The sequence below is a fragment of the Mesorhizobium sp. WSM2240 genome (genome assembly GCF_040438645.1).
Lineage (GTDB): Bacteria > Pseudomonadota > Alphaproteobacteria > Rhizobiales > Rhizobiaceae > Allomesorhizobium.
Map to the genome: position 1 here is coordinate 3,369,694 of NZ_CP159253.1, position 21,127 is coordinate 3,390,820.

Sequence of the window (21,127 nt, forward strand, 5' to 3'; positions counted from 1 at the left end):
CTTACTGGCCGGCGTCCGGCTGCGTAGCGCCCGTGGTCGTGCCGTTGGGGGCTGGCGCCGCCTCGGGCGCGCTGGCCGCCGGACCTGCATTCGGCGCCGTCCCGGGAGCGCCATCCCTCGCCGAGGCGGCGTTCGGACTGCGGAAATACCGGAAGAATTCAGAATCCGGCGACAGCACCATCGTCGTGCCGGTGGGATCGAGTGCTGCGGCGTAGGCGATCATCGAACGGTAGAATTCGAAGAAGTCCGGATCGCGCTGGAAGGCGTCGGCGAACACCGCGTTGCGCTGGGCTTCGCCCTCGCCTCGCAGGATTTCCGACTCCTTGCGCGCCTCGGCGATCGTTTCGACCACCTCGCGGTCAGCCCGCGCCCGGATACGCGCTGCCGCTTCCCGGCCGCGCGCGCGCAGCCTTTCGGCTTCCGCGAGGCGTTCCGCCTTCATCCGGTCATAGGTCTGCTGCGAGACTTCGGCCGTCAGATCGGTCCGGCGGATGCGGACATCCTCGATCTCCAGCCCGAGCGAAGTCGCGTCGGGACGCAGCTGGTCGCGGACTTCGGTCATCATGGAGGCGCGTTCTTCCGACAACGCCGCCTCGAAACCGCGTACGCCGTAGACCCGGCGCAGCGCCGCGTCGAGACGAGTCCTGAGCCGCTGCTCGGCCAGCTGTATGCTGCCGGACACCGTCTGGCGGAACCTGCGCGGATCGGCGATGCGATAGGCGACGAATGCATCCACCTCGTAGAACTTGCCGCCCGAGACCTGGACGCGGATGTCGTCGAGATCGAAACGCAGCACGCGGTCCTCGATGATCTGGACGTTGTCGGCCTCAAACATGCCGAACGGCGCCTTGAAATAGATGCCCGGTTCGGACTTCACGTCGACGATTTCGCCGAAGCGCAGAACGATCGCCTGCTCTCGCTCGTTGACCACGAAGATCGACGAGTAGACGAGCAGCAGGATGACGGCGACGATGACGCCGATAATTGGGAGACGGTTGGCCATCAGTTGCTTACTCCTTCCGCGGCGGCCGCGGGAGCCGGGGCGCGTTTTTGCAGTTCCGGCAGCGGGAGATAGGGGATAACGCCCTGCCCGTTTGCGCCCTGCTCGACGATGACCTTGTTGGAATCCTTCAGCACCTTCTCCATGGTTTCGATGAACAGCCGCTGGCGCGTTACGTCGGGCGCCTTGGCGTATTCCTCGTAGACCGAGATGAAGCGTTGCGCCTCACCCTCGGCTTCCTGCACTACCCGGTTCTTGTAGGCTGCCGCTTCTTCGCGCACGCGCGCCGCTTCGCCGCGCGCCTGGCCCAGCTTCTGGTTGGAATATTGGTTCGATTCCTCAACGAAGCGGTCTTCGTCCTGTTCGGCGCGCTGCACCTCGTCGAAGGCATCCGCCACTTCGCGCGGCGGCGCTGCGTCCTCGATCGAGATTGCATTGATCGTCAGCCCGGCGCCGTAAGCGTCGAGCGTGCCCTGGATGATCTCGCGCACCGCATCGGCTATGCCTTGGCGGTCGTCGCGGAAGATGTCTTGCGCCGGCCGGCGCCCGACAGCTTCGCGCATGGCGCTTTCGCCAATCTGGCGCACCATTTCGTCGGGATTGGAGACATTGAACAGATAGGCCTTGGGGTCGGATACCTGATAGGCGATCGAGAATTTGACGTCGACGATGTTCTGGTCGCCCGACAGCATCAGCCCCGACGAGGTGCTGCCGCGGACTTCGCCGAGGTCGACCAGCTTTTCCGCCGTGTTGGCGATCTCGACCGTTTCGATCGGCCACCAATGGAAGTGCAGGCCCGGACCGGAAAGCTCTTCCTTCGGCTTGCCGAAGCGCAGTTCCACAGCCAGTTCATCGGGCTGCACGGTATAGACCGACTGGAACACCCAGAACGCCAGCAGGGCGAGCGCAATCAGCCCGAACAGGGCCGGGCTTGCCGCGCCACCGCCAGGCAGTGCGTTCTTCAGCCGATCCTGGCCACGGCGAATGATGTCTTCCAGGTCGGGCGGCGATCCTTGCGGGCCACTCGGGCGCGGCCCCTGGCCCCACGGCCCCCCGCTATTGCCGCCGCCGCCCCACGGGCCGCCGCCGCCACCGCTCTGATTGTTCCAGGGCATGAAAGTCCTTTCGATTACGAAGTCGGTGCGCCAGGGCTTACCGGCGCGTGTTGCCTGACCTCTTCTATAAGGATGCCAGAGCGCGCTTTCAACGCGACGGCTGCGCAGAAGGCCGATTTCGAGGAGGAAGCGGCCCTAACCTATCCTCAATGCACGCTGCCGCGCCTTTCGTAAACGGTATAACGCGTCGCATGACTATCCTTCTCGCCCGCAGGCACGTCAACGACCCGGACAGCCTGCCAAACATCGCTGTCGATGTCGGGAAATCGCGTATCGCCCTCCACCTCGGCCAGCACATGCGTCACGTGCAGGCGGTCGGCCAGCGGCAGCGCCTGCCGGTAGATCTCGCCGCCGCCGATCACGCAGATTTCATCCGCCCCGGCCATGCAGCGACCGCGCGCCCTGGCCAGCGCGATCGCCTCGTCAAGCGAATGCACTGTCTCGGCGCCTTCGGCGCGAAACGTCGGATCGCGCGTAACCACGATGTTCAGCCGCCCCGGCAATGGCCGCTTCGGGAAGCTCTCCCAGGTCTTGCGGCCCATGACGATCGGCTTGCCCATCGTGTCGGCCTTGAAGCGCTTCAAATCGCTCGACAATCTCCACGGCAGCCCGCCCTTGCGCCCGATCACGCCGTTTTCGGCGATGGCGACATAGATTGCGATATCCATCGTCATACCGCGATCGGCGCGCGGATGGTCGCGTCGGCGACGTAGTTCTCGAGCCGGAAATCCTCGTAGCGGAAGGCGAACAGATCCTTCACCTCAGGATTGATCCACATCGTCGGCAGCGGTTTCGGCGTGCGCCGAAGTTGTTCGCGCGCCTGCTCGAAATGGTTCGAGTAGAGATGCGCGTCGCCCAGCGTATGGACGAAGTCGCCGGGCTTCAGCCCGACCACCTGCGCCACCATCAGCGTCAGCAGCGCATAGGAGGCGATGTTGAACGGCACGCCCAGAAAGATGTCGGCCGAGCGCTGGTAGAGCTGGCAGGAAAGTTTCCCGTCCGAGACGTAGAACTGGAACAGGCAGTGACAGGGCGGCAGCGCCATCGCATCGACCTCGGCCGGGTTCCACGCCGAAACGATCAGCCGCCGCGAATGAGGATTTTTTTGCAACTGGTTCAGAAGATTGGCGATCTGGTCGATCTCGCCGCCGTCCTGCGCCGGCCACGAGCGCCACTGTTTGCCGTAGACCGGGCCGAGATCGCCATTCTCGTCGGCCCATTCATCCCAGATCGTCACGCCGCGATCGTTGAGGTATTTTATGTTGGTGTCGCAGGCCAGGAACCACAGAAGTTCATGGATGATCGACTTCAAATGCAGCTTCTTGGTCGTGGTGACGGGAAAGCCCTGCGCGAGGTCGAAGCGCATCTGGTAGCCGAACACCGAGCGCGTACCCGTGCCGGTGCGGTCGCTGCGGTCCGAGCCGTTTTCAAGGACATGGTTTAACAAGTCGAGATATTGACGCATCGCTGCCGCTTCGATTCGAGGTTTTGGCGATCATAGCCGAGGCCAAATCCGGCGCATACGGCATATCGCCGATTGAGGCCATTGCGGCCTTCCATTTTCGCCCGGGGCTTCCTATATTCATCGAGCCGGCTTGTCCGGCTATGGCGATAAACAGGCGATGCAATAAGCCGTTCGGACCCGGGGGCGGTACCCGGCGCCTCCACCAAAAGCCGCTTTTCGAGAGCGGTTTCTGATGGGGGCGAAATAGGATCGACGAAGGTGTAAAGATCGTGCTTTCGCCCGGCATTGTACCACCGTTATCGGGCTAACCTAGTAGTTGCAAACGACAACTATGCGGAAGCACGTCTCGCCGCTTAATGCGGTGCGATAGCTTCAAATCAAGTCCTAGGGGTTCGCACTTCTAGGCGAGGTTCGGAGGTACCTGGCAACAGAAACCTCCACTTCTCTCTCCCCATTCCATCTCTATTTGGCCGACACGGCGCAATGTGCAGCATTTGCTGCGTGCGCCTGCCTGTCGACCTGCGCCTCCCTTCATATTCCGGAGACAAGCATGCCTGGCGATTCCGATCGATTCTTCGTCCTGACCGGCGGCCCCGGGTCGGGCAAGACTACTCTTATCGAAGCGCTGAAGGCGCGCGGATATGCTACCACCGAAGAGGCCGGCCGCAGTATTATCTGCGAAGAAATGCGCGATAGTGGTGGCGGATTGCCTTGGGCCGACCGCTCGCGTTTCGCCGAACTCATGTTCGATTGGGAGTTGAGGTCATACCGCGACGCGGAGCGGCAGGACGGCCCGGTAGTGTTCGACCGGGGCCTCCCCGACACGATCGGCTATCTGCGGTTGGAGGGCCTGGAGGTGCCGGCCTGGATGGAGGAAGAGGCTTGGCGCCTCCGGTACAACAAGCGCGCGTTAATCGCGCCGCCGTGGCGGGAGATCTTCGGCAATGACAAAGAGCGTAGGCAGAGTTGGAGCGTGGCTGTCCGGACATACGAGATCATGGTCGAGACCTACACGGAAATGGACTACGAACTGCTTGAAGTCCCCCATGCGCCTGTCGCGGAGCGGGTCGAATTCGTGATCCGCAAAATCCGGCGTTCCGAAAAATGATGAAAAGGCCAGGGTCTTCCCGGCCTTTTCAGTCAGAGTTGACGGATCTAAGATTACTCCGCCGGCGCTTCCGCCGCCGTCCGGCGTCCGAGCGTCACCTGCGTCAGGCCGAAGGCGATCACCGCACAGGCTGCGATGCCGATCACCATGGGCAGCGGAGAGCCGTCGAAGAAGACGCCGGCCACCGCCATGGCGACCGCGCCGGTGGCGAAATGCAGCGTTCCCATCAGCGCCGAGGCGGTGCCCGCGATCTCGCCATGGTCGTCCATCGCCAGCACCGAGGTCGACGGGATGACCAGGCCCAGAAAGCCGTAGCCGACGAAGAGCAGCGGCGCCATCACGGCGAGTTGGTCCAACCCGGAGGCCATCACCGCGAGCAGGATGACCATCACGGTGGCGTAGCTTGAAACCGCCACGCGCACGACGCGTCTCAGCCCGAAACGCTCCGCAAGCATGCCCGTCATCTGCGACATCGCGAAGAAGGCGACCGCGTTGATCGAGAAGAACACGCTGTAGACCGAGGGCGACAGGCCGTAATGGTCGATCAGCACGAAGGACGAACTCGCCAGATAGACGAAGAAGCTCGATATGCCGAAGCCGCCGATTAAGGCCAGCCCGAGGAAGTTGCGGTCTCCCAAGAGGAATTTGTAGCCGGCCAGCGCACTGCCGAACGAACTTCCGACACGATGGCCGGCCGGACGCGTTTCCTTCAGGCCGAACGCCAGAAGCGCAACTGCGATCAGCGCGGCGATGGTCACCGCCCAGAACACGGCGCGCCAGCCGAACCCCTCAATGATGAAGCTGCCGGTCAACGGCGCCAGGATGGGCGAGATCGAGAAGACCAGCATCAGGAGCGACATCAGCCGCGCCGCTTCCGTGCCGGTGTGGAGGTCGCGCACCACGGCACGCGGCACCACCATGCCCGCGCAGGCGCCCAGGCCCTGGATGAACCGGAATGCGATCAGCCAGCCGATATCCGGCGCCAGCGCGGAGCCGATGCTGCCGGCGACGAACAGCGCCAAGCCGAAATAGAGCGGCGCCTTGCGGCCTACTATGTCGGAAATCGGCCCTACCACGATCTGGCCTAAACCCATGGAGAGAAAGAACACCAGAAGACTCATCTGCACGGCGACGGTGCCGGCGGCAAGGTCCTGCCCGATGGTCGGCAGCGCGGGTAGATACATGTCGATGGCGAAGGGGCCGATGGCGGACAACAGGCCGAGAATGACCGCCGTGCGGAGGAAGTTCGTCGTCATGACTTGATTCTCTTGGCTCGAGTGATTGTTGGAGCCGCGCTTCGTCTAGGACGCGCGAAAGACGCTCTAAAACTTTGAATCTGCGCATGATCCTTTCCGAAACCGATCCGGGATCATGCGCCAGAGCCGAGCGCCGGGGGCTGCCCTCGACCTTCCCTCGCGGATCGGCCGGCTCCTCCAAACCACCCGCTCCCACAAGGAACTGTCCAGAAAATTAGACAGTCTTGTCTAAATTGTCAATCACGACTATCTTCTTTTCATGCCAGCACCTGACATGACGCTCCTCGAGCCGGCCGCCCAGCGCGGCCATATCGCCAAGCGCGTTTCGATCCTCGACGCGGCCGCCAACGTGTTTTGCCGCGAGGGCTATGGCGGCGCCAATATCGACATGATCGCCGCCGAGGCAGGCGTATCGCGGCAGACTGTCTACAATCACCACGGCGACAAGACCAATCTGTTCGTCGCCGTCGTCCGCGAGATCACCGAGCGCACCAATGCCGGCGTCTTCGCCACACTCGCCACCTTCCCGGACCAGCCGCGCGACCTCGAAGCCGACCTGATCGACTTCGCCATGCGCCTGAACCGGAACTGCGTCTGCAATCGCGATGGTAAATTCTTGCGCAAGCTGATCCAGACCGAGGGCGAGCGCTATCCGGAACTGTTCGAAACGTGGCGCACCGACGGTCCGGGCAAGACCTGGGCAGCGCTTGCCGCCCGCTTCGCCCGCCTCGCCCATGCCGGTTTTCTCGAAATCGACGACCCGGACGTCGCAGCTCGCCAGTTCCTGGCGCTGGTCAACGCCGACCTGCAGACGTCCTTCATGCTGGGCATCACACCCTCGGAAGAGGAACTGCGCATTGCCGCCACCAACGCGGTGCGAACTTTCCTGCGCGCCTACGGCAAACCAGGCCGGCAGCGTACCGAAAACGCTCCCTCCCCGCCTGCCTGACAGCCGCATTGCGCTTATGCGGAGGCTTGCCGCGTTGGCAGGTCAGTGCGGTTGTTCTATATCCGGTTTACGGCGGCGCGAAGCTTGATTAGAGGTAGGGCTGACGATTCACCGGAACTGCTTACAATATGGCCGAGGACCACATCCGCTACGACATTCTTGCCCAGGAGGCATTGCGCGGGGTGATGCGCAAGGTCCTGGCGGAAGTCGCGCGCACCGGCCTCCCCGGCAGCCACCATTTCTTCATCACTTTCCTGACCGGAGCGCCCGGCGTACGCATCTCCAGCCGCCTGCGCGAGCGCTACCCGGAACAGATGACGATTGTCGTGCAGTTCCAGTACTGGGACCTGAAGGTCTCCGAAACCGGCTTCGAAATCGGTCTGTCCTTCTCCGACGTTCCGGAAAAGCTGGAAATCCCCTTCTCGGCCGTGCGCGGCTTCTATGATCCTTCCGTCAATTTCGAGCTCGAATTCGACGTCAAGTCCGAAGGTCCGGCGGAGATCGCCGACCAGGCGCTGCCGCCGAAGCCCGAAGCCGCGCCTGCCCCGGCAGCGGGCGGCAAGAAGGCAGAGCCGAAGAAAAAGCCGGCCGAAGCGGCGAAAGATGCGGCGGCAGCCGCTGAAGCCGGTTCGGCCAAGGGCGCCGAAGTCGTTTCGCTCGACGCTTTCCGCAAGAAATAGCCATGGCCGACATCGTCAGCCTCCGGCAGGCGCGCAAGCGGAAGGCGCGGGCCGACAAGGAGCACGCGGCCGAGCAGAATCGCGCGCTCCATGGCCGCAGCAAAACCGAGAAGGCTCGCGACACTGAGGCTGCAAGGAAATCCCATAGCTTTCTCGAAGGCCATCGCCGCGAACGCCCGGCCGGAGACAGCGACGCGTGAACCTGGTGCGCAAGCGTTCGGTTTCGATCCGGGGCCATCGCACCAGCTATTCGCTCGAACAGCCCTTCTTCGATGAACTCGTCGCCATCGCGGCCGGGCGGCAGATCGCGCTCGCCGCACTGATCGCCGAGATCGACGCATCGCGGCCGCGCGAGGCGAACCTGTCCTCGGCGCTTCGGCTGTTCGTGCTGGACGAGGTAAAACGCAAATCGGTCGAGGCGTTGATGTCGGCGAGATAAATCGAGCCAGCCGCCGCGACGGATTTCGCGGCGGCTGTAAGGACAACTGCCCGGCCGAAGCGCGGGCGTCTGTTACGATTTCACCTCGATGCGGCGCGTCTTGTCACGACCGGCAGGGTTCTTCGGCAATTCGACCGACAGAACGCCGTTCTTGAAATTCGCCTGAACCTTGTCGGCATCGACTTCTGCGTCCAGCGGGAGGGAACGCATGAACCGGCCGTAGCTGCGTTCGGCATAAGTCCGGCCGCCATTTTCTTCCTTGTGCTCCCGCCGCTTTTCACCGCTGATGATCAGGGAGTTGTCACGCAGGGTGACTTCGACATCCTTCTGCTCGAGCCCCGGCAGTTCGGCGGTCACTTTATAGGCCTTGTCGGTCTCCTCGACATCGACGCTCGGCCATACACCGCCGCTATCCTGCTCGGGTGCGAGGCCGCGGGTGCTATCGAACGGCGTCAGAAAATCGTCGAACAGCCGATCGATCTGCTGGCGGAAAGAGGTGAATGGATCGCGCGCGAAAGGAGCGATTCCGCGGGACCGCGTCCAAGGCGCAAGGTCACGATTTGGCATGACTTTTCTCCTTGTCTTTTTGGGTTGGACGGGTCGCCGCCCTGGTGGTTCGGCGACGCAATTTAACGTTTTTGTTCGACTGATGTTCCGCAAAAACGGCAGGAAAGCCGGCGTGCAAAAGGCGGGCGATGGGAGTTCTATTCCGCGTTCTGCAGCGACCTGATGAAGCTCTCGATCGTATTCGGCGCGGGCCTTTTCGGCTCAGGCGGAATTATTGCCGCCGGACCGTCGGCTCTTGGCTCCGGCAACGGCGTACGCTCGATCTCCGCAGGCGGTGGCGTCACTGCCTCGCGACGCGCTTTTTCATCCGCTGCCCGTTTCGCCGCCTGTTCCGCCCTTTCCTCGGCCTCGGCTTTCAGCCGCGCTTCTTCCTCGGCGCGCGCTCTGGCTTCAGCTTCGAGCCTGGCCCTTTCCTCGGCCTCGGCTTTCAGCCGCGCCTCTTCCTCGGCGCGCGCTTTGGCTTCGGCTTCGAGCCTGGCCTTTTCCTCGGCCTCGGCTTTCAGCCGCGCTTCTTCCTCGGCCCTTGCCGCCTCGGTCAGAGCGCGCAGGCGTGCTTCCTCCGCAATCCGCGCCTGTTCGGCCGCGCGCTCGCGCTCTGCCTGCAGCGCAGCAAAGTAGCGCACCTCGCGCCGCAGCCTCTGCTTTTCCAGAAGCTCTGCCTGCATTGCTTCCACCCGCGCCTGCTCCCGTTCCAGCGCCCGCTGCGTCAGGAATTGAGCCAGCGGCTCGCTGTCGAAAACGCGCTCCGCCTCGCCTGGCCTGCCTTGCAGGTGAAACCGCAGCAACGGCTCGGAACCGGCCAAGGCTTCGTCGCCGGGTTTGTAGGCGATCGTGCCCTCCACCGCGACTTCCCTTGTGTTGAGGTCGGCGCGGATATCCGCCGTCACCGCCGCGTCTTGGTTTTCGAGGCTGACCGGCGGCGCCCGGAGCACACCTCCGGCGACGGTGAAGGCGATCTCCGCCCCTTCCGCCGAAAAGCTGCCGCCGGCCGCGATCTCCGGCGCGAAGCCTGCCGTCTGCGCCGCGTCTATGTCGCGGCCGATCGCGTCTGCCCTGGCGATGAAAGCCGGGAACGCCTGGCTGTTGAGCCCGGCGATGGTCAGGTCCTTGAGCGCGGCGGTGCCTGAGCCCGACAGCGCCGCAACCATGCCGCCGACCGACTTGCCACTTGCCGAAAGCGCGGCCGAGAAGTCGCCGGCTCCCGAAAGCCCGACGCCCGGCAGCGCCGTTTCGAGATCGGCGCCGGTGAGCGACAACTGGCCTGAAAACAGCCCGGTGCCGCCATTGTTCTTGAGTTCGAGCAGGCCTGCGAGATCGCCGCCGAACAGCTTTCCCTGCAGGTCCGATACCCGCATGCCTTCCGCGTCGAGCCGGAAGGCCATCGTCGCATCATAGGCGCTGGCCGCCGCGCCCGCCGAAAGCGTTCCGGCGGATATGTCCATTTCGGCGGTGAACGGCGCCGCCGATTTCGGCTGGAAGGGCACGGATGGCCATCCGCCTTCCGCCGCGGGCGCCATCGAGTTTTCGCCGAGCAGCATCGCCGCCACCGGTTCGAGGTCGAGTGCGTCGAGCGCCAGCGCGCCGGTCAGGTGCGGCGCCCCCTCGCGGATCTCGGCGTTGACGTCGCCCGACACCGCGTTTTCGTTCACCGTGCCGTTGAGGCCGGCAAGCACCAGCAGGCCATCGGCATAGTCGGCTTCAGCCGCGAGCGCGACCGGCATGCCCAGTCCCATTCCGGGCAGCGACACGCCGCCGGTCATCAGCCATGGCTCCAGATCCGCGCTTTCGAGTTGGGACTTGCCCTTCGCAGCCAATCCCTGATCGCCGAAGCTGGACGTGCCTTCAAAACTGGCGAGAAAATCGTCCCCCGAAAGCGCGAACGCCGTTTCCATGCCCTCGGCTGGTTCGCCCTTGGCCGAAAGCGTCATTTCGCCCGGCCCTACCGCGCCCAGCGGCAGCACCGGCAGGCCCGCTAGCGCCATCAGCGACGTCGCATCATCGTTGCGCGCGGAAAGCGACAGCGACATTTCACCCTCGCCAATCGCTCCGGCCTTGGCCGAGCCAGACAGCGCCGCCGAAATCGCCGATCCGCCGGCGTCGCCCTGTAGGCTGAGCGCCAGGCCCGTCGTGCGATTATCGTTGGCTGCGGCGCTGGCGATCAGGTCGATGCGGGTGTCGGCCAGCAAGCCGGAATAGGCAGCCGCGCGCCTGTCCAGCCCCGCGAGCAGCGGGTTGTCCGGGTGGCGCGCCGCCGCCAGCGAAACCAGCGGCGCCAAGTCGACAGCCACCACCGAGGCGTCGAGATTGCCTGTGGGGTTCTCGGGAAAACCCTTGATGGTCCCGGTCGCGCTGACCGACGCGCCGGCAAGCCCCCCGATCGCCAGCCGGTCTATCTCCAGCACGCCGCTGCGCAGCCGCAGCGCGGTGTCGACGGTCTCCGCCGTCAGCCCGCCGGCGCTCACTGGTCCTGCCGTGATCTGGAAATCGAGATCGCGGTCGGCGAAGCGGTTGGCCCCCTCGTCGCTGACGAACAGCGACGCGAACGCCGTCAGCCCGTCCACATCGAGCGCCTCGCCGTCGAGCTTGAGCAATACCGAAGGCCGCAGGTCAGCCGGCTGGCGGCTGTCGATGGCTCCGTGGAAGACCGCATCGCCGAGCACCAGCTCCAGATCGCTGAAAAGCTGGCGCTGCTTCGTCATCTCCACTTCGGCCTTGAACCCTGCCGCAGGCAGCCGCCGGATCGCGTCGTCCACGTCCTTTGCCACCCAAGCCGCGAAGCCCGAAGGCTGGTTGATGGCGAGCAGCAGCGATCCGTCGAAGCCGAATTCTCCTTCGGTGCGCAAAAACCCATCGGCTTCCAGCGTCGTGCGTCCCGGCAGCGTCGCGCCGAGCGAATTCAGGTTCCAGCCGCCGTCGGCCGGCTCGGCGGAAAGGCGCACATTGCGGATTGTCGTGTCGCCGACCACGACCGCCGGCAGGTTGACCTTGACCGCACCCGGTATCGCCGGCCTCGGCAGGCCGGTCAGCGCCGTCTCCAGTGCCGCGATTCGCTGCGACAGCGACAGTTTCGCGCCCTCCTCCGCCCCGACCGCCTCGTCGAAGCGAACCTGTGCGCCGCTGGTCTCCACCAGGAAGCGCGGCTCAGCGCCGATCTCCACGAAGGCCGTCCCATCGGCCGTATAGGGATTGTCCAGCGGACCGGTCTCGAACCGGAATTCGTCTATGCCGAGCCGCTCGTGGTCCAAGGTGAATCGTCCGTTGATCCGGTATCCGGGATCGTCCTCCAGCGCACCGACCTTCACCGGCTGGCCGTCGCTGCCGCGCAGGCTCTCGGCCTCGCGTTTGCCGCCCGCGATCTTGAACACGCCGGTATAGACCGCCGCGCCTTCCTCTATGCGGACATTCCCATCGGTTTCTATAGCGATTCCATATTGTTGCGGCTCAGCCTTGATTCTAAGCCGCATCTGGCCGGCATCGTCGGCGACACCGGTCGAGACAGCCAGCGCGACCGGCATGCCGTCCATTCTCACCGTGCCGTCGGCCCGCCACGGACCGGCAAACGAACGCGCAGAAATTTCAGCGTTGATTTCCGACAGCGCATGCGTCCGACCGCTCGCCGCATGCCGCACTATCACCTGGCCATCGGTGACGGTCAGCCTTTCGAGCGATATCTGACTCGCCTTGAACGGCGTCGATGGCCGCACCGTCCAGTCGACGGTTCCATCGGCGGCCACGTCGACCGTCGCCTTCGGCCGCACCATGCGCATGTCGAAGATCAGGAACTCGCCGCGCAGGAACGGCGCCAGTTCGGCATCCATCGAAAATGTCTCGATGGTCATGGCCGGCGCGGCTGACGATCCACCGCCCACCGAAACGTCCGAGAACGTCACCGACGGAAACGGCAGCAGCCGCGCACTCGCGTCCCCCTCCACCGTCACCTTGCGGCCGAGGATGGCGCTAGCCTCGCGCTCGAAATCGGCGCGGTAGGATGTCCAGTCGACGAAATACGGCCCGACCAGCGCCGCCGTCAGCACCACTACGATCAATCCGCCGATAATGACAAAAAGCCGCGCCAGAATCAGTTCCTCACGATGGATTGGAAACGGGTTTGCACTCTACCGTCATCAGTCCTGGCATAAAGTGGCAATTTTGCCGAAGAGTTCCGATACGTGTCCGCTGGGGCTTCGGCTCGCAGCCCAAGCGGACAGTGCAGCAGCCCAGGGATCGGTCAGGTGCCATTGTCCGCTCGCTGGTCGCCCATGCTAAGCTGAGACGCCGCTCATGCACGGAGGAAGCAATGGCAGAAAGCTTGGAAAATGGCGGCGGACGCGCAAACCGTTGGAGGATAGCCGGCTGGAGCGCCGCGGCGCTCGTCCTGCTGCTGCCCTTTGTTGCGATGCAGTTCACCGATGAAGTGGTCTGGGACAGGACCGATTTCATTATCTTCGGCGCCATGATGGTCGCCGCTGGCGGCAGCTTCGAGCTGGCAGCAAGGATGACGGGCAATAGCGCGTACCGCGCCGCCGTCGGCGTCGCGGTCGCCGCAGCATTCCTCCTCGTCTGGATGAACCTCGCCGTCGGCATTATCGGAAATGAAGACAACCCCGCCAACCTGATGTACGGTGGAGTGCTCGCTGTCGGGATCATCGGCGCCGTCGTCGTGCGTTTCCAGCCGCATGGAATGGCGCGCGCGTTGGTCGCGACAGCGTTAGCTCAGGCGTTGGTCGCCGTGATCGCCCTGATTGCTGGCGAGCACCAGTCGCCGGTTAGCTCCGTGACGGAGATCCTTGGGCTGAATGGGTTCTTCGTCGCGCTGTGGCTCGGATCGGCCTGGCTGTTTCGGAAAGCGGCGCGGGAGCAAACTCCCTCCGATTGACCGATAACGTCCACCCATAGCCGAAATTCAAACCGAAACACTATCGGTTCCCGGTCGATATTCATGGGCGCCCTTTCGTGCTATTCTTTCGGGTCCGGTTTTTCGATCGGTCAAGGGAGGAAATCATGGCATCCGCGGACTGGAGATTGGAAGGCGAGTGGCTCAAGAATTGTAACTGCGCGTTCGGCTGTCCCTGCGATTTCAATGCGAGGCCGACCAACGGCGAATGCGAAGGCCTCGTGGCCATGCGCATCACGAAAGGCCATTTCAACGACGTAAGCCTGGACGGACTGCATTTCGCCGTCACGGTCCATTTTCCCGGACCGCTCCATGAGGGCAATGGCGACGCCCAACCGATCCTGGACGAACGCGCCAGTCCCGAGCAGCGCAACGCGCTGGCCGCTATACTGTCGGGCGAGAATTCGGCGGAAGGAACCCTGTTCCACATCGTCAGCGTCATCGTCGCCAGGATGCACGAGCCGATCTTCGCACCGTTCGAATTCAGCTTCGATATGGAAGGCCGCACCGCGCGGATGGTGGTGCCTGGCGTTCTCGAAACCGAGGTCGAGCCGATCAAGAACCCTGTGACCGGAGAGCCGCACCGCGCCCAGGTCGTCATGCCCGAGGGCTTCGAGCATCGGATGGCGGAGATCGCCTCGTCCGGCACACGCAGCATGGGCGCGATCAAGTTCCAGACCAGCGGGGCGCACAGTTCGCTGGCCCACGTGGTTCAGACGCCGCAAGGCGTCGCTGCCTGACGGCGCCTGAAATGCAGTTTCTGACGGCGCTGCACCGGCACGACCGGACGGTCCTGGTCGCCATCGTGGCGGGCGTCGTGCTCGCCTCGTGGGCGTATCTGCTCCTGGGCGTCGAGATGCCCATGCCGGACATGCCGGGCATGGACATGCCCATGGCCGAGCCGGTCTGGACCGCCGGCTACGCCGCGCTGATGCTTCTCATGTGGATGGCGATGATGACGGCGATGATGCTGCCCAGCGCCGTGCCGATGCTCCTCTTCTACGATTCCATCGCGCGCAAGCGCAGCGGCGGGGCAAGCACGATCGGGCCGACCGGCCTGTTCGGGCTCGGCTATCTCGTCATATGGGCAGCTTTCAGCATCGCCGCGGTCCTGCTTCAATACGGCTTCGACAGGGTCGCCCTGCTTTCGCCGATGATGCAAACGACCAGCACGGTCCTTGCCGGGATCGTCCTGGTCGGCGCGGGCCTCTACCAATGGACGCCGTTCAAGCAGGCGTGCCTGCTCCAGTGCCGCTCGCCGCTCGATTTCGTTATGACCCAATGGCGAAGCGGCAAGACCGGCGCCTTCGCCATGGGGCTGCGCCACGGCGCTTACTGCCTCGGCTGCTGCTGGCTCCTGATGCTGCTTCTGTTCGTCGGCGGCGTCATGAACTTCGCCTGGATCGCCGGCATCGCGCTGTTCGTGCTGGTCGAAAAGCTCAGCCCCGCCGGCCACTGGATCGGCAAGGCCGCCGGCGCTGCGCTGATCGTCTGGGGCGGAGTTGTGCTGGCTGGTCTCGGTCCGGTGCTTTAGCGCGCGTCGCGCCTTGCCTGCGCCACCTTGGCGGCCTGTCGCTGCCGTCCGAGTTCCATCGGCCGGATCAGGTTCTTGCGCTTTCGGCTCTCCACAGCGCGCATGCCCTGATGCGCGTGGCGGGTGTTGAATTCCGCGCCGCTCTCCGAAGCTCTTTGCTTCAGCGTCAGCGCGTTGCGCGCTTTTTCGGCGAGATCGAGCTTTGCGGCGAGGCGTCGCCTGCGTTCATGCTCGCCGTTCAGCCGTCGCATGCTCATGGCGAGCACTTCGAGCTTGGCTTGCGTGCCTCGATCCTTGGTTGCGGGTTGGGCGCCTTTCGGCGACGCCTTTCCCCGCATCTCGCGGCGTTTCCTGTACGCCTCCGTCTGCGCCCGGTCGCGTCGCTCGCGCACCGACTTGATCAGGCCGATCAGTTCGGCATCCGGCAGGTCCTGCACCGCCGGATGATGCGACATCTGCACCAGTTGCCATTCGTCTTCGCTCAGCGCCCGAGCCTCTTGCTTGCGCGACACCGCCATCTGTCTGTCCTCGCCTTACCGATCGGATCGCCCACCGCTTGGAGAATCTTCAACCCAAGCCGCAGTCAGGTCAAGCGTGGCAGACAGGGCTATTCCATCGGCGCTGGAAGTATTTTCCCCGGATTGAGGATGTTCTGCGGGTCTAGCGCTGCCTTGATGGTGCGCATGATGTTGACGCCGTGGCCGAGTTCGTGCTCGAGAAAGCCCATCTTGCCCTGGCCGATGCCGTGCTCGCCGGTGCAGGTGCCCTCCATCGAGATCGCCCGCATGGTCAGCCGCGACACGAATTTTTCGGCGAGCGCGATCTCCTTCGGGTCGTCCACGTCCATCAGCACCAGCGTATGGAAATTGCCGTCGCCGACATGGCCGACGATCGGTGCGATCAGGCCCATCTCGGCGATGTCGGCCTCGGTCTCGGCGATGCATTCGGCGAGCCGCGAGATCGGCACGCAGACGTCGGTCGACAGTCCCTTGGCGCCGGGACGCAGCGTCAGCGAGGCCCAATAGGCGTCGTGCCTGGCCTTCCACAGCTTCGCCCGCTCCTCCGCCACGCTGGTCCACAGGAACGGCCCGCCGCCATATTCCGCGGCGATCTCGCCGAACGTCTCGGCCTGCTCGGCGACCCCTGCGTCGCTGCCGTGGAATTCTACGAACAGGCATGGGCTTTCGGGATAGTCGAGCTTCGAATAGTTCTTAAGCGCCCGCATCTGCAGCGCATTGACCAGTTCAATCCGCGCGACCGGAATGCCCATCTGGATGGTCGCGATCACCGCCTGGCACGCCGTCTCCACGCTCGGGAACGGGCAGACGCCGCCTGAGATCGCCTGCGGGATGCCGTAGAGCTTCAGCGTCAGCGAAGTGATGATGCCGAGCGTGCCTTCCGAGCCGATCAGGAGCCGCGTCAGATCGTAGCCGGCCGAGCTCTTCTTCGCCCGTCGCGCCGTCGTCACCATGCTTCCGTCGGCCATCACCGCCTGCAGCGCCAGCACATTCTCGCGCATCGTGCCGTAGCGCACGGCATTGGTGCCGGATGCCCGCGTCGCCGCCATGCCGCCCAGGCTCGCATTCGCGCCGGGATCGATCGGGAAGAACAGGCCAGTGTCGCGCAGATAGGCGTTGAGGTCCTCGCGCGTCACGCCGGGCTCCACCGTGCAGTCGAGATCCTCGGCATTGACCGAAAGCACGCGGTTCATGCGCGAGGTGTCGAGCGAGATGCCGCCGCCCGGCGCGTTGACCTGGCCCTCCAGCGAGCTGCCGACGCCGAAGGCAATCACCGGCACGCGATGCTCGGCGCACACCTTCACGATCTCCTGCACTTCCTCGGCCGTTTCCGGAAAGGCCACGCCGTCCGGCGCCTGCGTCGGTATGTAGGTCGTGGTATGAGCGTGCTGCCCGCGTATGGCGGCGCCCGTCTGGAACCGCTCGCCGAAGCGCTGCTTCAATATGCTGAGCGCCGCCTCTATGCCGGCCTCGTTGCGTTCAACCGTTCGCAGGTCGCTTAGCGCCATCAAATCCTCCGCGAATGGACCAGTGCCGGTCCTTGTCTCATGATTATGGTCCTAATCTGCCGGCCAGCTTCACTTGTCCAGTGCCAACTTTGAGGACCGTTCATGCCCATTCCCGCCCCCTTCGTCTCACGCGTCATGGAACTGGAGAAGGACTGGATCGACTATAACGGCCATCTCAACATGGCTTATTACAACGTCCTGTTCGACCGCTGTTCCGACGACGCCTTCGAAATCATGGGGCTCGGTCCCAATTACGCCAAGGAGCGCAGGCTGACCATCTACACGGCGGAAGTCCACATCTGCTACGTCCAGGAACTGCATCTCGGCCACAATGTGACGGTCACCTTCCAACTCCTCGACCATGACGAGAAGCGGCTGCGCGCCTATCAGGAGATCCGCCATGTCGACGGCTGGCTCGCCGCTACCTCGGAATCGCTCTCGCTGCATGTCGACATGGCTGGCCCCAGGGTCGCGCCCTTCCCGGCCGACATCATGGCGAAAGTGGAGACCATGCGCGCCGCGCACGCCGCTTTGCCCATGCCCGAGCGCGCGGGGCGCTCGATCGGCATCAGGCGCAAGACCGCTTGAGCAAGGCTCCAATGCGCCGCCGTTAACCTTAACCGATTTTCACTGTGAACAATAAACCTGTCGGGTTGTTTGGTTCCTGCGACTCGGGAAAGAAAGGGACTGAAGCGGAATGCAAGCGGGCGGGCCGGGGCTTAAGTCGCTTGAGGACGGACTATGCGAATCGATATCGAAACGGCGTCGGACAAGCTCGCCGACGATCCCCGCCTGACCGATTACGATTTCTGGCGCACGCTGAAGAACCTCAACAACGAGATTTTCCACATCGCCAACAACAACGATCCGATTCCGCTCGACATGATCCGCTGGCGCGTGATCCTCAAGCAGGCGCGGATGAAGCGCGGTTACGGCTGAGGCCGCTACCGGTCAATCCGCCGGCTGCCGCCAGATCTCGGCCACCCCGTCGGCGTGGCCGGTGATCGGGTCGGTTTCCGGCAAGGCAAGAGCCGCGATCGCCTGCGCCGCAAGCGCTAATTCGATGTCGCCCGGTTTCACGATGTCGCCTTGCTGGCCCGGCGGATAGCCGCCAGCCATCTGGAAATCGGCGGACGCATCGAGCCGCTTGTGGCCGACGCCTGCGGGCACGATGCAGACATCGCCGATGGAAACGTCCGCCGCGATGCCGGCATCTCCGCCGAAGCCGATGCGCGCGTTTCCCGATACGCAGGCAAGCACTTCGTGGCCGAGCGTGTGGAAGTGCCAGAACGGGTACACGGTATAGACCCAGGTGCCGCTCCAGCCGTTCTTCTCGTAAAGCGCGCAGACACTCCGGCCGTCACGCGCTTCACGAGGAGTGCGGTCCCGCCAGATCAGCAGCGGCAGCGGATTGTTGGGAATGCCGTCCGCCGGCTCGAAAACATGCTTTTCTGGAGCATCGGTATTGATCATCACGCTGTGCCTCATCCGAGGACGTACCGAGATTCAGGTCAGGCCGAGTCGAGAATGGTGGATTTCGAGAACCGGAGCGGAGCGGACATTCAGGTCCGTGAGCACCGGAAGCGCAGAAAGCCGCCATTTGCAGACTGGCATCACCTGAATCTACGCCAGTTTCTCCTTGAAGAACTCAACCGTCCTCCCCCAGGCTAAATCAGCGGCCTCCTTGTCGTAGCGCGCCTCGGACGTATCGTTGTTGAAGGCGTGCTGCGCGCCTTCATACATATGGATAGTGACTTCCTTGCCGGCGGCCTCGAGCGCGGCTTTGTAGGCGTCGATGCCGGCATTGATGCGCTCGTCCTGCCCGGCATAGTGCAGGAGCAACGGCGCCTGGATCTTGGCTGCGTCCTCCGCCGCGGCCTGCCGCCCGTAATAGGCGACGGCGGCGTCGAGGTCCGGAGCGTTGACGGCCAGGTCGTTGACCGCGCCGCCGCCCCAGCAAAAGCCGACCGCGCCGACCTTGCCGTTGCCCGCTTCATGGTTTTCGAGGAACGCCACGGTCGCAACCCCGTTTGCGATGGTCTGCGCGGCGTCGAGCTGGCCGATCATCTCGCGCGCTATGTCCTCGTCTTCCGGAGTGCCGCCCAGCGGCGACAGGAAATCCGGCGCCAGCGCCACGAAACCTTCCAGCGCCATGCGCCGCGCCACATCGCGTATATGCGGGTTGAGGCCGCGATTCTCGTGGATGACGATCACCGTCCCGAGCTTGCCGCTCGCGTCCTTCGGCCTCACGAGATAGCCCTTCATATCGCCGCCCGAACCGGGATAGGTGATGTCCTCGGCGGTGAGCCGCTCGTCGTCCTCGGCGACGATCGCCGCCTGCGCCGAATTCGCCGCCAGCAGAGGCGCGATCATCGCCGCAGCCGCGCCCGATCCGGCAAGCTTGGTCAGCTTCTCCATGAAGCCGCGGCGATCCAGCGTCAGATGGGTGTATTCGTCATAGGCGTCTATCATCGCCTGGGTGATGGCCGGTGTCGTCATGCTGTTCTCCCGATACTGCTTGCGCCCACCCGGCAAAAACATAGCGGCCGGCGGCCGGCGGTCCAGTAACGCCTCGGTGAGATCGGCCGGGACCGGCCGGCCGAAGCAACGCCGCATTTTCCACTTTGACGCAAAGTAATTCTCAACTATGGTCGCCAGGCTTTTGGCTTGGGGGGAATATTGCCGATGGTTTTGTCACGCAGGAATGTCGTGCTCGGCGGCCTGGCGCTGCTCGTCGCGGGTGCAACGGGCAATATTGCTGAGGCCGCCGCTGCAAAATCCTTTTTCGCCGGCACCGCCAGCGACAACAACTTTGTCTACCGCAAGACGAATTTCGCCAGGATCGACAAGCGCTGGCATCGCCAGATCGTCAAATATTTCAGCAGCGAGCCCGTCGGCACGATCGTGGTCGATACGCGCAACCACTTTCTCTACGTGATCATGGAGAACAAGACGGCGATCCGCTACGGCGTTGGCGTCGGCAAGGAAGGCTTCAAATGGTACGGCCGCGCGACCATCGACCGCCGCGCGCTGTGGCCGCAATGGGTCCCGCCCCCCGAAATGCTGAAGCGCAGGCCTGACCTGCCGCGCTTTGTTGCCGGTGGCGCGCCGAACAATCCGCTCGGGCCGCGCGCTCTCTATCTCCACCGCAACGGCGCCGACACCGGCTATCGCCTGCACGGCACGCTCGAGCCGTGGAGCATCGGCACGGACGCCTCCAGCGGCTGCATCCGCATGTTCCCGGAAGACATCATCGACCTCTACCAGCGTTCGCCGATAGGCACCGCGGTGCAGGTCCTGCCGCACATCGCCGACCAGGCCTCAACCGCTGTCGAATGAACCGTCCATGAACCGCATGATCCGAAACACGCAGCGGCTGCTCGCCGCCGGCCTGCTCACGCTGGCCGCATCCTGCTCGACCAGCAACACGCTGGCGCCCGCCACGCCCAACGTCACCAACGCCGAGGTCGCCGGCTTCCAGAGCGTGCAGCCGGGCAGCGAGGAGGATTTTATCCTCAATGTCGGCCGCCGCACCTATTTCACCCAGGGCTCGGCCACCCTCGATTCCGTCGCCAGGGCCACCCTCGACACGCAGATCGCCTGGCTGACAAAACATCCGCGCTGGCTGCTCAAGCTGCAGGGTTTTGCCGACGATCCCGGCTCCAGCGAAGTCGCCCTGTCGCAGCAGCGCGCCGACGCGGTGATGGCCTACCTCGCCGCCGGCGGCATAGACCGCAACCGCATGTGGGCCAAGGGCTACGGCAAGGACCGCCTCGTCCGCAACTGCCCCGACACCGCCTGCCGGTCGCAAAACCGCCGCGTCGTCTCGAATTTGCGGGATGAGAGGGACGAGCCGTAGGAGGTGGGCGCCTAGCATTCGCGAAACGGGCTTGACCCAGCGCCGGCCTCGACAGGGCATATTGTTGATGTCCGGAACCCCTTATGCTCGCGACATCGTTATAGGCTTGTATTCGCCGCCATCTCCTGTCGAGGCCCGGACGCGGTGCGTATATTAGCAATAGCTGGAACTTTTCAGCGAATATTCCATTGCTGTTGCGCCGACTATCAGGCTGCACCATCGGACGGGGAAAAAC

At 64.1% G+C, this 21,127-nt stretch carries 23 protein-coding genes and 1 other RNA gene; 13 read left to right on the top strand and 11 right to left on the bottom strand.

What is annotated here, in order from left to right; all coding sequences use genetic code 11:
• Window position 1 precedes the first annotated feature (1 nt).
• The 4 genes from ABVK50_RS16785 to ABVK50_RS16800 all read right to left on the bottom strand — a co-directional run bounded on the left by ABVK50_RS16785 (window position 2) and on the right by ABVK50_RS16800 (window position 3,580).
• Window positions 2-1,003, bottom strand: coding sequence for a protease modulator HflC (locus tag ABVK50_RS16785; protein ID WP_353645499.1), 1,002 nt, complete (start codon window positions 1,001-1,003; stop codon window positions 2-4).
• Window positions 1,003-2,115 carry an FtsH protease activity modulator HflK gene (gene hflK, locus ABVK50_RS16790; protein ID WP_353645498.1) on the bottom strand — a complete coding sequence of 371 codons (1,113 nt, stop codon included), beginning with the start codon at window positions 2,113-2,115 and terminating at the stop codon, window positions 1,003-1,005. Before hflK ends, ABVK50_RS16785 begins: the two co-directional genes overlap by 1 nt.
• A 146-nt stretch (window positions 2,116-2,261) precedes the next feature.
• The gene (locus tag ABVK50_RS16795; RefSeq protein ID WP_353645915.1) at window positions 2,262-2,783 is read right to left on the bottom strand and encodes a dihydrofolate reductase; all 522 of its coding nucleotides are present in this window, start codon (window positions 2,781-2,783) and stop codon (window positions 2,262-2,264) included.
• Window positions 2,784-2,785: 2 nt separating this feature from the next.
• Window positions 2,786-3,580 carry a thymidylate synthase gene (locus ABVK50_RS16800; RefSeq protein ID WP_353645497.1) on the bottom strand — a complete coding sequence of 265 codons (795 nt, stop codon included), beginning with the start codon at window positions 3,578-3,580 and terminating at the stop codon, window positions 2,786-2,788.
• An 85-nt stretch (window positions 3,581-3,665) separates the two neighbouring features.
• Between ABVK50_RS16800 and ssrA the strand changes: the two genes are divergently transcribed.
• Window positions 3,666-4,022: a transfer-messenger RNA gene (gene ssrA / locus ABVK50_RS16805) on the top strand.
• A 108-nt stretch (window positions 4,023-4,130) separates the two neighbouring features.
• Window positions 4,131-4,688 (top strand): AAA family ATPase, encoded by a 558-nt coding sequence (locus ABVK50_RS16810; RefSeq protein WP_353645495.1) that lies wholly within the window; start codon window positions 4,131-4,133, stop codon window positions 4,686-4,688.
• 53 nt (window positions 4,689-4,741) lie between these two features.
• Here ABVK50_RS16810 and ABVK50_RS16815 read toward each other — a convergent pair whose 3' ends face one another.
• Window positions 4,742-5,944: a multidrug effflux MFS transporter gene (locus ABVK50_RS16815; RefSeq protein WP_353645494.1), complete on the bottom strand. Its 1,203-nt coding sequence runs from the start codon at window positions 5,942-5,944 to the stop codon at window positions 4,742-4,744.
• Between the two features lie 274 nt (window positions 5,945-6,218).
• Between ABVK50_RS16815 and ABVK50_RS16820 the strand changes: the two genes are divergently transcribed.
• The 4 genes from ABVK50_RS16820 to ABVK50_RS16835 all read left to right on the top strand — a co-directional run bounded on the left by ABVK50_RS16820 (window position 6,219) and on the right by ABVK50_RS16835 (window position 8,012).
• Window positions 6,219-6,893, top strand: a complete 675-nt coding sequence (locus tag ABVK50_RS16820) for a TetR/AcrR family transcriptional regulator (protein ID WP_353645493.1) — start codon at window positions 6,219-6,221, stop codon at window positions 6,891-6,893.
• 128 nt (window positions 6,894-7,021) lie between these two features.
• On the top strand, window positions 7,022-7,573 hold the full coding sequence (locus ABVK50_RS16825) for an SspB family protein (protein WP_353645492.1): 552 nt from the start codon (window positions 7,022-7,024) through the stop codon (window positions 7,571-7,573).
• 2 nt (window positions 7,574-7,575) lie between these two features.
• The gene (locus ABVK50_RS16830; RefSeq protein ID WP_353645491.1) at window positions 7,576-7,773 is read left to right on the top strand and encodes a DUF4169 family protein; all 198 of its coding nucleotides are present in this window, start codon (window positions 7,576-7,578) and stop codon (window positions 7,771-7,773) included.
• On the top strand, window positions 7,770-8,012 hold the full coding sequence (locus ABVK50_RS16835; protein ID WP_353645489.1) for a ribbon-helix-helix domain-containing protein: 243 nt from the start codon (window positions 7,770-7,772) through the stop codon (window positions 8,010-8,012). The genes ABVK50_RS16830 and ABVK50_RS16835 overlap by 4 nt, the downstream gene beginning before the upstream one ends.
• Window positions 8,013-8,084: 72 nt before the next feature.
• On the opposite strand, the gene ABVK50_RS16840 is transcribed toward ABVK50_RS16835, so the two are convergent.
• Complete coding sequence (locus tag ABVK50_RS16840; protein WP_353645488.1) at window positions 8,085-8,579, bottom strand: Hsp20/alpha crystallin family protein; 495 nt, start codon at window positions 8,577-8,579, stop codon at window positions 8,085-8,087.
• Between the two features lie 137 nt (window positions 8,580-8,716).
• Window positions 8,717-12,658 carry an AsmA-like C-terminal region-containing protein gene (locus ABVK50_RS16845; protein ID WP_353645914.1) on the bottom strand — a complete coding sequence of 1,314 codons (3,942 nt, stop codon included), beginning with the start codon at window positions 12,656-12,658 and terminating at the stop codon, window positions 8,717-8,719.
• Between the two features lie 230 nt (window positions 12,659-12,888).
• Here ABVK50_RS16845 and ABVK50_RS16850 point away from each other — a divergent pair, with 230 nt between their 5' ends.
• From ABVK50_RS16850 to ABVK50_RS16860, 3 genes are all read left to right on the top strand, one after another.
• Window positions 12,889-13,455, top strand: coding sequence for a hypothetical protein (locus ABVK50_RS16850; protein WP_353645487.1), 567 nt, complete (start codon window positions 12,889-12,891; stop codon window positions 13,453-13,455).
• A 125-nt stretch (window positions 13,456-13,580) separates the two neighbouring features.
• Entirely contained in the window at window positions 13,581-14,213 is a 633-nt protein-coding gene (locus ABVK50_RS16855; RefSeq protein WP_353645486.1) for a DUF1326 domain-containing protein, read from the top strand.
• 11 nt (window positions 14,214-14,224) lie between these two features.
• Window positions 14,225-15,007 carry a DUF2182 domain-containing protein gene (locus ABVK50_RS16860; RefSeq protein WP_353645485.1) on the top strand — a complete coding sequence of 261 codons (783 nt, stop codon included), beginning with the start codon at window positions 14,225-14,227 and terminating at the stop codon, window positions 15,005-15,007.
• On the opposite strand, the gene ABVK50_RS16865 is transcribed toward ABVK50_RS16860, so the two are convergent.
• Window positions 15,004-15,525 carry a hypothetical protein gene (locus tag ABVK50_RS16865; RefSeq protein ID WP_353645484.1) on the bottom strand — a complete coding sequence of 174 codons (522 nt, stop codon included), beginning with the start codon at window positions 15,523-15,525 and terminating at the stop codon, window positions 15,004-15,006. The genes ABVK50_RS16860 and ABVK50_RS16865 overlap by 4 nt on opposite strands.
• 89 nt (window positions 15,526-15,614) lie before the next feature.
• Complete coding sequence (locus ABVK50_RS16870; protein WP_353645483.1) at window positions 15,615-17,033, bottom strand: FAD-linked oxidase C-terminal domain-containing protein; 1,419 nt, start codon at window positions 17,031-17,033, stop codon at window positions 15,615-15,617.
• 102 nt (window positions 17,034-17,135) lie between these two features.
• On the opposite strand from ABVK50_RS16870, the gene ABVK50_RS16875 reads away from it, so the two are divergent.
• Window positions 17,136-17,621, top strand: a complete 486-nt coding sequence (locus ABVK50_RS16875) for a thioesterase family protein (RefSeq protein ID WP_353645482.1) — start codon at window positions 17,136-17,138, stop codon at window positions 17,619-17,621.
• A gap of 153 nt (window positions 17,622-17,774) precedes the next feature.
• Window positions 17,775-17,972: a hypothetical protein gene (locus ABVK50_RS16880; protein ID WP_353645481.1), complete on the top strand. Its 198-nt coding sequence runs from the start codon at window positions 17,775-17,777 to the stop codon at window positions 17,970-17,972.
• A 12-nt stretch (window positions 17,973-17,984) separates the two neighbouring features.
• Here the strand turns inward: ABVK50_RS16880 and ABVK50_RS16885 are convergent, their stop codons facing one another.
• Together ABVK50_RS16885 and ABVK50_RS16890 are read right to left on the bottom strand one after the other, a co-directional pair.
• The gene (locus ABVK50_RS16885) at window positions 17,985-18,506 is read right to left on the bottom strand and encodes a hypothetical protein (protein ID WP_353645480.1); all 522 of its coding nucleotides are present in this window, start codon (window positions 18,504-18,506) and stop codon (window positions 17,985-17,987) included.
• Window positions 18,507-18,656: 150 nt separating this feature from the next.
• A complete protein-coding gene (locus ABVK50_RS16890; RefSeq protein ID WP_353645479.1) occupies window positions 18,657-19,532 on the bottom strand; it encodes a dienelactone hydrolase family protein in 876 nt (291 codons plus the stop codon).
• 186 nt (window positions 19,533-19,718) lie between these two features.
• Between ABVK50_RS16890 and ABVK50_RS16895 the strand changes: the two genes are divergently transcribed.
• Both ABVK50_RS16895 and ABVK50_RS16900 read left to right on the top strand, forming a co-directional pair.
• On the top strand, window positions 19,719-20,372 hold the full coding sequence (locus ABVK50_RS16895) for a L,D-transpeptidase (RefSeq protein WP_353645478.1): 654 nt from the start codon (window positions 19,719-19,721) through the stop codon (window positions 20,370-20,372).
• 7 nt (window positions 20,373-20,379) lie between these two features.
• The gene (locus tag ABVK50_RS16900; RefSeq protein WP_353645477.1) at window positions 20,380-20,892 is read left to right on the top strand and encodes an OmpA family protein; all 513 of its coding nucleotides are present in this window, start codon (window positions 20,380-20,382) and stop codon (window positions 20,890-20,892) included.
• Window positions 20,893-21,127 lie beyond the last annotated feature (235 nt).

What these genes read in the sequence shown, in the direction of transcription:
- ABVK50_RS16785 (WP_353645499.1), bottom strand. Translation starts at nt 1,003, where the DNA reads ATGGCCAACCGTCTCCCAATTATCGGCGTCATCGTCGCCGTCATCCTG.
- hflK (WP_353645498.1), bottom strand. Translation starts at nt 2,115, where the DNA reads ATGCCCTGGAACAATCAGAGCGGTGGCGGCGGCGGCCCGTGGGGCGGC.
- ABVK50_RS16795 (WP_353645915.1), bottom strand. Translation starts at nt 2,783, where the DNA reads ATGGATATCGCAATCTATGTCGCCATCGCCGAAAACGGCGTGATCGGG.
- ABVK50_RS16800 (WP_353645497.1), bottom strand. Translation starts at nt 3,580, where the DNA reads ATGCGTCAATATCTCGACTTGTTAAACCATGTCCTTGAAAACGGCTCG.
- ABVK50_RS16810 (WP_353645495.1), top strand. Translation starts at nt 4,131, where the DNA reads ATGCCTGGCGATTCCGATCGATTCTTCGTCCTGACCGGCGGCCCCGGG.
- ABVK50_RS16815 (WP_353645494.1), bottom strand. Translation starts at nt 5,944, where the DNA reads ATGACGACGAACTTCCTCCGCACGGCGGTCATTCTCGGCCTGTTGTCC.
- ABVK50_RS16820 (WP_353645493.1), top strand. Translation starts at nt 6,219, where the DNA reads ATGACGCTCCTCGAGCCGGCCGCCCAGCGCGGCCATATCGCCAAGCGC.
- ABVK50_RS16825 (WP_353645492.1), top strand. Translation starts at nt 7,022, where the DNA reads ATGGCCGAGGACCACATCCGCTACGACATTCTTGCCCAGGAGGCATTG.
- ABVK50_RS16830 (WP_353645491.1), top strand. Translation starts at nt 7,576, where the DNA reads ATGGCCGACATCGTCAGCCTCCGGCAGGCGCGCAAGCGGAAGGCGCGG.
- ABVK50_RS16840 (WP_353645488.1), bottom strand. Translation starts at nt 8,579, where the DNA reads ATGCCAAATCGTGACCTTGCGCCTTGGACGCGGTCCCGCGGAATCGCT.
- ABVK50_RS16855 (WP_353645486.1), top strand. Translation starts at nt 13,581, where the DNA reads ATGGCATCCGCGGACTGGAGATTGGAAGGCGAGTGGCTCAAGAATTGT.
- ABVK50_RS16860 (WP_353645485.1), top strand. Translation starts at nt 14,225, where the DNA reads ATGCAGTTTCTGACGGCGCTGCACCGGCACGACCGGACGGTCCTGGTC.
- ABVK50_RS16865 (WP_353645484.1), bottom strand. Translation starts at nt 15,525, where the DNA reads ATGGCGGTGTCGCGCAAGCAAGAGGCTCGGGCGCTGAGCGAAGACGAA.
- ABVK50_RS16870 (WP_353645483.1), bottom strand. Translation starts at nt 17,033, where the DNA reads ATGGCGCTAAGCGACCTGCGAACGGTTGAACGCAACGAGGCCGGCATA.
- ABVK50_RS16875 (WP_353645482.1), top strand. Translation starts at nt 17,136, where the DNA reads ATGCCCATTCCCGCCCCCTTCGTCTCACGCGTCATGGAACTGGAGAAG.
- ABVK50_RS16880 (WP_353645481.1), top strand. Translation starts at nt 17,775, where the DNA reads ATGCGAATCGATATCGAAACGGCGTCGGACAAGCTCGCCGACGATCCC.
- ABVK50_RS16885 (WP_353645480.1), bottom strand. Translation starts at nt 18,506, where the DNA reads ATGATCAATACCGATGCTCCAGAAAAGCATGTTTTCGAGCCGGCGGAC.
- ABVK50_RS16890 (WP_353645479.1), bottom strand. Translation starts at nt 19,532, where the DNA reads ATGACGACACCGGCCATCACCCAGGCGATGATAGACGCCTATGACGAA.
- ABVK50_RS16895 (WP_353645478.1), top strand. Translation starts at nt 19,719, where the DNA reads ATGGTTTTGTCACGCAGGAATGTCGTGCTCGGCGGCCTGGCGCTGCTC.
- ABVK50_RS16900 (WP_353645477.1), top strand. Translation starts at nt 20,380, where the DNA reads ATGAACCGCATGATCCGAAACACGCAGCGGCTGCTCGCCGCCGGCCTG.